This window comes from Undibacterium sp. GrIS 1.8 (genome assembly GCF_040544445.1).
Lineage (GTDB): Bacteria > Pseudomonadota > Gammaproteobacteria > Burkholderiales > Burkholderiaceae_D > Undibacterium.
In genome coordinates this window covers 134,450-144,229 of the sequence record NZ_JBEONQ010000006.1, presented here as the reverse complement: position 1 = coordinate 144,229, position 9,780 = coordinate 134,450, and the positions used below count along the sequence as shown (strand labels likewise).

Here is a 9,780-nt window from a genome sequence, read left to right as displayed (position 1 = left end):
GCGGAATGTGCGGAGTTTTTTCTCTATGCTACGGAGTAAGTTTGAAACGCGGATTGAGATTTGAGTGGCGGTGTAAGCCAAGGCTTAATCCATAGTTTAATCCTACCGTTCATTTTTAAATACTAACGTGGACGAATACTTTCTTTCAGTACGTCAGCATCATGGTGACTTTGAAAACTTTTCCAGATTGCGCCCGTTTTCTCTGCTCGTTGGAGTAAATCTTTAAGTGATGCTTTATCTTCTTCGCTGAGCGAGGATTTGGAAATATACACACCGCTGTCACCCCAGGGTAACTCTTCTATCGGTTCATATCTGAGCTTGTCCAGAATATCTTTTGCCCGGTCATCATCTTTAATTGCACCTACAAAAATCGATGGTGCCATGATGGTGATATTAAACTTATTGGCTTTTAACATCCGGGCAACCGATACGGGGTCTGCCTCCAGAATGACTCTACCTTGTTTGTTTAACTCTTTGACCAGCGTCTGATACGCGTCGCCATAATCGTAGCCGCGTACTAGCACTACTTTCAGTTCTTTATGTTCTAATAAATCTTGGGCAGTTTTAATGGAAGGGCGATTCGTCTCAATAGAGATGATGGTCGCGCGACTAAAGACGAGTGGTATAAATATCCCGTACTTGTCTCGATCAGGTGTTTTGCTGGCGGGGATTAATAAATCAGCTTTGCCTGTATTAAAAAGTACTTCTAAACGGGAGCGCGGCACATCGGAAAAGATAAAAGTACATGATTCTTTACTACCGAAGCTACGCAAAATCTCTGGATAAATGCCGCTAATATTGCCATCAACGATCGTGACACTTTGCCCGGCGGCAGAGATCGGGACGTTAATCTCCCGCGAGCATTTTGCCTCAGCGCTTGGGCTGATCGCTACCGTTGCAAGAATGACGGTAGCGGCAGCAATGATCTTTAATCGGTAATGTTGTGCAAACAATGGATTGCCTTGTTAAAAACTGATCTGTATTCAATCTATCCGAGCGAGATTCAAACTACAGCATCTATCGCCGACATTTTGATAAGAAATCGCTGCAAGTCACCGCGGCCAGCCTCGTTAAGCTGATTACAGAAACATAGGCTATAGCTGCTTGCACCGCAATTGAATTGTTGTAATGCTGAGGCGTGTCTACAGCAACAGATCAAAATATTTGCAACATGGAAGAGCTGGTTGATTTTCATATTGTTAATATACTCCCGATAATTTTTATAAAAATAAGCATATTGTCCATATCTTATAGGGGCTATAAAATAATACATGAAGGGAGTATGTTTAAATTAAGAACGCTATTGCAAATCTTAAAAAAAAATAAAACGATAAATTATTGATGCCAATATGCGACATCAGCATGTGATCTTAAGACCTCAGATTGACACGTGACATCTACACCCAACGCCGTACATTTCTAATTATTCTGATGAGCTTTGTCTAACAAAGATAATTATTTAGATAATTTATCTTCGGCGATAATTTCTATACAGCGATAGCCAAGCTGGATGACGCCTTGCTGCACCAATAATTTAAGTTCTTTAGACAGGGTTTGCCGCGTAATCCCCAGCATCATTGCCAGTGATTCTTGCGATACCGTTACCTTGGGGCGCGCATCTTTTGCCATACTCGCGTCGCCGTGCGCCAGCAGTAATAATCGCCGTGCAATGCGGGCCGAGGTTGATCGTAGTGTGGCGTCTTCTACTATGCCGTAGAGCAAGCGGATTCTCGCTGCCAACATACTGCTAATCGCAAAAGCAAAAACTGGCCGCTGCATTAAGCTCGCAAATATGCTGCGCGGCAGCACCAAAATCTCGGTTGGCCCCATCGCGGTTGCATCATGCGTACGCGGCTGGTGATCAATTAAGGAGATTTCACCAAACCAGGTGCCGCTTTCCAGTACCACCAAAATTGCTTCTTTACCTGCCTCGCTCAAGGTCGACATTTTGATCGTGCCCGACAGCACGGCATAAAACCCGCCCGGCGCATCGCCTTGACGGAACAGCATTTCACCCGGGCGCAAGCGCAGCAGCTCGACCGTGCTGAGCATGCTCTTACGATCACGCAAGGGCAAAGAGCCAAACCATGGGTTATTGGATAGTTGCGGTAACAAATCAAGATGCGAGTTCATATTGGTTCGATGAAGGCTCTGTCGCGGTGATAGGTTATTGGAATGTAAATCCCAATTGTAAATAATTTGACAGTTTGCAGTGTAGCCTGGTTGTATGGTGTAGGCACCAAAGAAAAATTAACTGGAGTGAGACAAATGACTATCCGTGCAAATTTCGTCCGCATGCAGGACAGTACACAGCAAGACTGGCAAGTGATTGGTGCCGAGTTTATGCAGTTTTCTAAAGGCTTGTCGGATCGCGTGATCAAGCACTTGCAGATTCTGGAAGGCGACTACGGTGGCTTTCCGATTGACCGATACACCCACTCGTTGCAAACAGCTACCCGCGCTTGGCGTGATGGGCGTGATGAAGATTACGTCGTCTGCGCTTTGTTGCATGACATCGGCGACACGCTAGGATCGTTTAATCACCCTGATATAGCAGCGGCGATTCTCAAGCCCTTTGCCAGTGATGCTAATCTGTGGATGGTGCAGCATCATGGGATTTTTCAGGGACATTATTTTTTCCACCATATCGGAATGGATAAAGACATGCGCGAACAATTTCGTACCCATCCTCATTTTGAACATACCGCTAGCTTTTGCGAGCTGTACGATAATCCCGCTTTCGATGCCACAGCAGAGACTTTGCCCATCAGCGAATTTGAACCCATGCTCAGGCGCTTTTTTGCCAAGCCACGTAACACGATTTACAAAGCGGCATTGACAGAGTAAACGTAGCAATACCGTTTTAAAATTCCATCATAAAATTAGGAGATCAAAATGACACACATGCATATTCCCTCAATTAAAGATCAAGTCAGCGCAGAAGAATGGCAGCTCCGTGTTGACCTTGCCGCTTGCTATCGTCTGGTCGCCATGTATGGCTGGAGCGATCTGGTATTTACTCATATTACTGCCCGTATCCCCGGCCCGGAACATCATTTTTTGATCAATCCTTATGGCCTGATGTTTGATGAAATCAATGCCTCTTCGCTGGTAAAAGTCGATCAGCAATGCAACAAGATTATTGACTCACCTTTCCCGGTTAATCCTGCCGGTTTTGTCATCCACAGTGCCGTGCATGAAGCGCGTGACGATGTGCAATGCGTCTTGCACACGCACACCCGCGCTGGTGTGGCGGTTAGTGCGCAAAAATGTGGCGTACTGCCCATCTCACAACAGTCAACTTTTGTACTGGCATCATTGGCGTATCACGAATACGAAGGCGTAGCTTTCCGTGATGAAGAAAAACCGCGTTTGCAAGCCGACATGGGCAGAGCAAATTTCCTCATGTTGCGCAATCACGGTTTGCTGGTCGCTGGTAAATCTATCGCTGATGCCTTCCTTTCCATGTACACCTTTGAGGCGACATGTCAGATTCAATTATCGGCACAAGCCGGTGGCGAGTTGACGCAAGTCAATCCATTGATCGTCAAAGGCGTGGCAGAAGCCATGCGGGTACAAACTGGCGGGCTTGGCGGCGCATTTGTCTGGCCATCATTGATCCGCAAATTGGATCGTACGGATGAAAGTTATAAGTTATGAGTGGGGCTGCGAAGTCAGCTTCCACATCCAAAGTCATCATCATTACTGGTAGCTCTGATGGCATTGGTGCAGAAGTTGCGAGGCAGCTTGCCAAAACTTATGGCAGCAAACTTGGTTTAGTACTGGCTGCGCGCAGTGAGGCTATGTTAGATGCGGTCGCGGCAGAATGTCAGCATCTTGGCAGTGCAACGCTGGTGGTAAAAACCGATGTCGGCGATCAGGCGCAATGCCAGCAATTGATACAGCGCACGGTTGATCACTTTGGCCGGATTGATGCGCTTATCAATAACGCGGGCAAATCTGCGCAAGCCTTGTTGTCCGATGTCAGCGATCTGGGCTGGTATGAAGAACTGTTCCGCATCAACCTGTGGGGCAGCATCTGGTGTACTCACGCCGCTTTGCCGCATATCAAAGCAAGCCGTGGCAATATCGTCGCCGTGTCATCTCTGGCTGGCTTAATGGGCATTCCGGGACGTACCGCCTATTGCACCAGCAAATTTGCGATGAATGGTTTTTTTGAAAGCTTACGTCTAGAAGTTAAGAACGCAGGCGTCGCAGTCACCATCGCCTATCCGGGCATAGTCGCCACCCAAATCCGTTACCGCGGCTATAACGCAGCCGGTGTGGCGGCAGGTAGCAGCGGCTTAAAGGAAGACGATGCGATGTCGGTAGAAGAATGTGCCAGTCTGATCATCGCAGGGATGGAGCAAAGACAGCGCGACGTCGTCATGTCGGGCAAAGGCAAGTTGCTACGCTGGCTAAAACTGATTGCACCAGGTCTGGTCGAGAAGATGGCGATGGCGGCGTTAAAGGATGAGGTCAGACCGCATTAAAAATATAACATCAACTTTTTGCTGATATGATTGCTGAACAAGTAGCCAGGCAGATCACAGTTTGCCTGGCTTTTTTATTGGGTAGATAGACAGCTAATTTGTTTTTACGTAAGCTAGTGACGTAGCGCGCAACTACTTTATTCAGCACACACTATTGCCAAGACCCGGAAACCGAATGTTCATCATCTCAATTACTTATACCAAATCCATTGCTGAAGTCGATGTTCTCATGACGCCGCATCGCGACTATCTGAAAAGCTATTTTGACAGCGGCGTATTTGTATTGGCTGGCCGCAAAGTACCGCGCAGTGGCGGCGTGATTTTAGCAAATAGCATGGACCGCGCAAAGATCGAAACCATCGTCCAGGAAGATCCGTTTTTTACTGGTGATGTGGCGAGTTTTGAGATTATAGAATTTGTCCCGTCGATGACGGCTGAGATAGTTGCTGACTTATTACCTGCTGATAAAAGCGAATAAAGCTTGATGTAGTAATCATTTTTTTTACGGTTGTTTTACATCCAAGCTCCCCATTTTCATCTATTTATTCTGTGTGAGCTGTTTTGTAGAAGATGACGCTGGACTGTTATCTCAGCCCCTCAGATAATAGTTTTTTATGTGGGCTAGATACGGTCGCTGGCATCGAAAAATATTTTTTTGCCCACAAGTTCTTTTTTACTGAAGCGTTAAATGAAAATTTATACCGGCCATTCACGTGCTTTGTGATTTATTTTCCGGTGTCTGGCTTCCATTCGGCGGCTAATTGTTTGGCCTCGTCGATTTGCGCTTTGCTCATTTTTTTCTCCGCATATTGGCGGTACATCGCGGCAGCGTCGTATTCCCCTGCCAGGCTAAACCATTTATACGCCTCAACACTATTTTGTGGAACGCCATTCCCTTTGAGGTAGAGCAAGCCAAGCTGGTATTGGGCGCTGGCATTGCCCTGGTCTGCTGCCAGTTGTAAATAATATTTGGCTTGCCGAAAATCCTGGCGAGTACCAATCCCGCTAGCTAACATCGTGCCCAGACTGTATTGCGCATCGGCATAGCCTGCTTCCGCTGCTTTTTTATACCATTGCATCGCCTTGGCATAGTCTTGCACCACGCCCAGACCTTTGGCATACATACGCCCCAAATTGACTTGTGCCCGCACATTGTCTTGCTGCGCGGCTTGCTGGTAGAGCGACATCGCTTTGGCATAATCACGCTGCACGCCTTCGCCATTAACATACATCAAGCCCAGATTGAATTGCGCATTCGCATTGCCTTGCTCCGCCGCTTTACCAAATGCGGCAACTGCAGCTGGGTAGTTTTGATCTTCATAAAAACTAACGCCATTTTCAAAATCACCAGCCATGACCGACTGGGCAGACACGGCAGACAGGATGAAAGCGCAGAGCAAAAGGGGGCGGAAAACATTCATCGGAGGCTCGCTATCGGCATACGTAGTTGCAGGAAAAAATCAATTCTATTCACCATAATCCGCGGCCATGCTGCTGTCAACTTCTGGCTGCTTAGCAGCAGTATCAACGCGGGAATGTACTATGGTTAAATAATATACTCCTATACAGTATTTTTAATTATCCATATAAAGTCTTGACAATAGAGCATATTTATCAATTTATGAGGGGAGTATATGGTTTTGAATCAGGTTTCAGCGTAATTTACTTCTTGATTTTCACCGGGCGCTGCCAGTTCTCTAGCGTGATTTGTCTTGCACGTGAGATCGTCAATTTACCTTCTGGCGCATCCTTGGTCAGCGTGGTGCCAGCAGCCAGGGTTGCGCCTTTGCCGACGCGGACTGGTGCGACCAGTTGGCTGTCGCTACCGATAAAAGCATCGTCCTCAATTATCGTGCGGGATTTATTCACGCCATCGTAATTGCAGGTGATCGTACCGGCACCGATGTTGACGCGGCTGCCGATGGTGGCATCGCCAATATACGCAAGGTGATTGGCCTTGCTGTGCGCGGCAACCTGACTATTTTTGATCTCGACAAAATTACCCACATGGACATCTTCGGCCAGCGTCGTACCGGGGCGCAGGCGTGCATACGGGCCGATGTGCGATTGCGCGCCGACTGTCGCATCTTCAATATGGCAGAACGGTTTGATCACCGTACCGGCCGCAATATGCGCATCTTTAATCACACAATGCGCTGCGATTTGTACGCCGTCTTCCAGCGTGACTTTGCCTTCAAACACGCAGCCGACATCAATCGTCACGTCGCGTCCGCACGTCAGGCTGCCACGGATATCAATACGAGTCGGGTCGAACAAAGTGACACCTTGCTCCAATAATTTTTGCGCCAGATTACGCTGATAGATGCGTTCTAATTCCGCCAGCTGCACTTTGCTATTTACGCCCAGGGTTTCCCACACGGCGTCGGGTTGTGCTGACACGACGGGTACGCCATCTGCGACTGCACGCGCGACGATATCGGTCAGGTAGTATTCACCTTGCGCGTTGTTGTTCGATAGCGTGGTCAGCCATTGTTTTAGCTGTGCAGTCGGTGCGATGATAATACCGGTATTGATTTCGGTTATGGCTTTCTCGGCTTCGCTGGCATCTTTTTGCTCGACGATACGCACAATCTTGCCACCCTCCCGCACGATACGACCAAGACCTGTCGGGTCGTCCATGTCCGCCGTCAAAATCGCCAGCTTATCGCTACCCGCCGCCGCAATCAGTCGCTGCAAACTAGCACTTGTTGTCAGCGGTACGTCGCCATACAACACTAGGGTCGGTACTTTCTCATCCAGCACTGGTGCGGCCTGTGCCACGGCATGTCCGGTACCAAGCTGCGGTTCTTGTTTGGCAAACTGTAAATCGGGTGCACCAATCAAGCTCGGTACCTGATCGCCGCCATGACCATAAATCACGCAAATATTATGCATGCCAGCATCAGTGGCAAGACTGCGCGCCGTATCAATCACATGCGATAACAAGGGTTTGCCAGCCAGTGGATGCAAGACTTTAGGCAAAGCAGATTGCATACGTTTACCCATACCGGCAGCGAGAATAACGACGTTCATGGAGAATCCTGTTAGATGATTTTTTGATGTTGAAATTTTATCATGGGGTGCCTAAATATCTAAACGACTTAGCGTCAGGTAATCAAAAAGCAGGATGCTTTTTCTTTCTTGAACACATGCTATAGAGTTTGCTCTTCGTATTTGAAACCACTAGCCCAAAACAAAAAGGAGCAAGCCGCTAAGACGACTTGCTCCTTTTTCAGTTTAATTGGTAACTATCCATCTACAATTAAATCAGCAACCAGTTTCCTTTAAAGACAATCGGTCCGGTCGGTTTCTCAGGATTGCCTGAACCACCTTTAGGCTCCAGTGTTACTGCCAGCAGTGGCACATTATCGCTGTTCATATTGTCGGGCATAGGCAGCGTAATATTGCCGTTGTCTGCGACCAGTCCCAGTGATTTAACCGTCCCGGCTTTGCTGACTGCCCATAATTCCAAACTCTTATCTGCCGCAATATTTTGTGCTTTGACGATATGCACGATCAATTGCTTTTGTTTGATATCGCCAGTGATCACGGCAATCGGTTCGGATTTGTCATTGGACAATGTTGCGACATAGCTATTGGTCGGCGGCAGGGTTTGGTCGACTTGTTTGCTCAACAAGACGGATACCATGACCAGCGCCATCGCAGTGGAGAACATGCCCAAGCCACGCCAGAAGGCGAGGTCTTCGCGCAGATTGCGCCAGAACGCCCAACGGTCGGCACTTTGATTCAGTCCTAGACGTTTTTCCAGACTTTGCCAGACGCTATTGGCTGGTTGTGCAGTTTTGGCAAATTCTGCCATTGGTAGCAGATTGCCCTCCCACTGGCGCACCACTTGCTGTAATTGTGCGTCGCGGTTGAGCCAGCCTTCAAAGCGTCGACGTGCGCCGCCGCGTAAGGTACCAAGTACGTATTCAGCCGCTAGTTTTTGCTGCAAGTTGGGCTTATTTTGGATATTCATACTATCTCCATTTTGCCAAGGCAGGTGCGTAGCTTATCCAGCCCGCGCCGTATCCAGGTCTTGACAGTGCCCATCGGTAGTTTCATTTGTTCGGCTACTTCGCTATGTGACAGATCGTGAAAAAACGCCAACGCCATTGCCTGACGATGCAAACCTTCCAGACGTGACATACACGACGCCAGTGCTTTGGCATCCTGAGTCATTTCCAGTGACTGTATCGGGGTGAGATCGCCGCTCTCTAGCGCGTGTACGACATCCATATCAAAGTTATCCGCGTCAATTTCTACATCATGGTCGAGTCTGCGCAACAGATCAAAAGCGCGGTTACGCACAATGGTCGTCATCCAGGTCATCGGCGCGGCCAAACTGGCCTGATAGCTGGCGGCATTGTTCCAAATGTTGACAAAACTCTCTTGCAACACTTCTTCCGCCAGTTCGCGCTTAACTAATATACGCAGCGCGAAGCCAAACAGTTTCGGAGAAGTTGCATCATAAAGCGATCTAAACGCAATTGCGTCTTTTCGCGCGACGCCGGCGAGCCAGATATGCAGCTGGCCAGCGTCCATTTTGGATGTTTTTTGCAATTGGATATCCGTTTCGTATCTTGTTGTTACAAGGTGTTTCGAGGCGAAATAGCGCGTTCTAGAATAAGTGCCCAAATCATACGATAAGGGAAATGATTTTGCTGAAACTCTTCACAGTCGAATCGCATTATTCTTCTATTCGCAACAATCTATTGCTTATAGTCACCTTTATTGATTGATCTGGGTTGTATAGACTTGCTTCATCGATGAGCACGACACCGCAGCAACAGAAACAAACAGTGCGCGACTCACCGAGGCAGAAGAGATCAAATGTATCCCAAGCCTAGAGTCATCAACCTAATCATCTATCTTATTTGGAGAATTAAAATGAATGCGAAACAATTAATTGCTGCTGTTGCCCTGATCGCTACTGGTGTTACAACTGGTTCTGTTGCTTTCGCAGCGGATAACCAAGTTGGTGGCGAAGCGTATGTCAGTTTCCCTATTCCAAGCATGACAAAAACTAAGACGGACACTGTAAGCAACGGTAAAACCCGTGCAGAAGTTGTCGCAGAACTGAGCCAGGCACGTGCTGCTGGTTTGCCAGTCGGCGGCGAAGCATATGTCTCTTTTGCACCAGCAAAAACACAGCGCCCAGTAGTTGAAGCGACACAGATTTCTCAAAACAAATAAGTCGTTTTTTCTCCGACATGAACGCCGTCCTTGTGACGGCGTTTTTTTGTTTTGCGTAAGGGGATTGATATGAAGATGTTATTTAAGAAAG

The 9,780-nt window shown here is 47.8% G+C and carries 11 protein-coding genes; 5 read left to right on the top strand and 6 right to left on the bottom strand.

Annotated elements, in window-relative coordinates; translation table 11 throughout:
• Positions 1-122: 122 nt before the first annotated feature.
• Positions 123-953 carry a substrate-binding periplasmic protein gene (locus AAKU64_RS04690; protein WP_354361541.1) on the bottom strand — a complete coding sequence of 277 codons (831 nt, stop codon included), beginning with the start codon at positions 951-953 and terminating at the stop codon, positions 123-125.
• 502 nt (positions 954-1,455) lie between these two features.
• Positions 1,456-2,133, bottom strand: a complete 678-nt coding sequence (locus AAKU64_RS04685) for a Crp/Fnr family transcriptional regulator (RefSeq protein ID WP_354329734.1) — start codon at positions 2,131-2,133, stop codon at positions 1,456-1,458.
• A 135-nt stretch (positions 2,134-2,268) separates the two neighbouring features.
• Between AAKU64_RS04685 and AAKU64_RS04680 the strand changes: the two genes are divergently transcribed.
• The 4 genes from AAKU64_RS04680 to AAKU64_RS04665 all read left to right on the top strand — a co-directional run bounded on the left by AAKU64_RS04680 (position 2,269) and on the right by AAKU64_RS04665 (position 4,971).
• Positions 2,269-2,847, top strand: a complete 579-nt coding sequence (locus tag AAKU64_RS04680; protein WP_354329732.1) for an HD domain-containing protein — start codon at positions 2,269-2,271, stop codon at positions 2,845-2,847.
• A 57-nt stretch (positions 2,848-2,904) separates the two neighbouring features.
• Positions 2,905-3,660, top strand: coding sequence for a class II aldolase/adducin family protein (locus AAKU64_RS04675; protein WP_323491923.1), 756 nt, complete (start codon positions 2,905-2,907; stop codon positions 3,658-3,660).
• Complete coding sequence (locus tag AAKU64_RS04670) at positions 3,657-4,493, top strand: SDR family oxidoreductase (RefSeq protein WP_354329731.1); 837 nt, start codon at positions 3,657-3,659, stop codon at positions 4,491-4,493. The genes AAKU64_RS04675 and AAKU64_RS04670 overlap by 4 nt, the downstream gene beginning before the upstream one ends.
• A gap of 175 nt (positions 4,494-4,668) precedes the next feature.
• Positions 4,669-4,971, top strand: coding sequence for a YciI family protein (locus tag AAKU64_RS04665; RefSeq protein ID WP_354329729.1), 303 nt, complete (start codon positions 4,669-4,671; stop codon positions 4,969-4,971).
• Between the two features lie 247 nt (positions 4,972-5,218).
• Here the strand turns inward: AAKU64_RS04665 and AAKU64_RS04660 are convergent, their stop codons facing one another.
• The 4 genes from AAKU64_RS04660 to AAKU64_RS04645 all read right to left on the bottom strand — a co-directional run bounded on the left by AAKU64_RS04660 (position 5,219) and on the right by AAKU64_RS04645 (position 9,038).
• Positions 5,219-5,914, bottom strand: a complete 696-nt coding sequence (locus tag AAKU64_RS04660; RefSeq protein ID WP_354329727.1) for a tetratricopeptide repeat protein — start codon at positions 5,912-5,914, stop codon at positions 5,219-5,221.
• A 241-nt stretch (positions 5,915-6,155) separates the two neighbouring features.
• A complete protein-coding gene (gene glmU / locus AAKU64_RS04655; RefSeq protein ID WP_354329725.1) occupies positions 6,156-7,526 on the bottom strand; it encodes a bifunctional UDP-N-acetylglucosamine diphosphorylase/glucosamine-1-phosphate N-acetyltransferase GlmU in 1,371 nt (456 codons plus the stop codon).
• Between the two features lie 229 nt (positions 7,527-7,755).
• On the bottom strand, positions 7,756-8,472 hold the full coding sequence (locus AAKU64_RS04650) for an anti-sigma factor (protein WP_354329723.1): 717 nt from the start codon (positions 8,470-8,472) through the stop codon (positions 7,756-7,758).
• Positions 8,469-9,038: a sigma-70 family RNA polymerase sigma factor gene (locus AAKU64_RS04645; protein ID WP_354361549.1), complete on the bottom strand. Its 570-nt coding sequence runs from the start codon at positions 9,036-9,038 to the stop codon at positions 8,469-8,471. Before AAKU64_RS04645 ends, AAKU64_RS04650 begins: the two co-directional genes overlap by 4 nt.
• Before the next feature lie 345 nt (positions 9,039-9,383).
• Here AAKU64_RS04645 and AAKU64_RS04640 point away from each other — a divergent pair, with 345 nt between their 5' ends.
• Positions 9,384-9,689, top strand: coding sequence for a DUF4148 domain-containing protein (locus AAKU64_RS04640; protein WP_354329721.1), 306 nt, complete (start codon positions 9,384-9,386; stop codon positions 9,687-9,689).
• Positions 9,690-9,780 lie beyond the last annotated feature (91 nt).

Coding starts and splice junctions, on each gene's coding strand:
- AAKU64_RS04645 (WP_354361549.1), bottom strand. CDS start 9,038: ATGGACGCTGGCCAGCTGCATATCTGGCTCGCCGGCGTCGCGCGAAAA.
- AAKU64_RS04665 (WP_354329729.1), top strand. CDS start 4,669: ATGTTCATCATCTCAATTACTTATACCAAATCCATTGCTGAAGTCGAT.
- AAKU64_RS04670 (WP_354329731.1), top strand. CDS start 3,657: ATGAGTGGGGCTGCGAAGTCAGCTTCCACATCCAAAGTCATCATCATT.
- AAKU64_RS04685 (WP_354329734.1), bottom strand. CDS start 2,133: ATGAACTCGCATCTTGATTTGTTACCGCAACTATCCAATAACCCATGG.
- AAKU64_RS04650 (WP_354329723.1), bottom strand. CDS start 8,472: ATGAATATCCAAAATAAGCCCAACTTGCAGCAAAAACTAGCGGCTGAA.
- AAKU64_RS04640 (WP_354329721.1), top strand. CDS start 9,384: ATGAATGCGAAACAATTAATTGCTGCTGTTGCCCTGATCGCTACTGGT.
- AAKU64_RS04660 (WP_354329727.1), bottom strand. CDS start 5,914: ATGAATGTTTTCCGCCCCCTTTTGCTCTGCGCTTTCATCCTGTCTGCC.
- glmU (WP_354329725.1), bottom strand. CDS start 7,526: ATGAACGTCGTTATTCTCGCTGCCGGTATGGGTAAACGTATGCAATCT.
- AAKU64_RS04675 (WP_323491923.1), top strand. CDS start 2,905: ATGCATATTCCCTCAATTAAAGATCAAGTCAGCGCAGAAGAATGGCAG.
- AAKU64_RS04680 (WP_354329732.1), top strand. CDS start 2,269: ATGACTATCCGTGCAAATTTCGTCCGCATGCAGGACAGTACACAGCAA.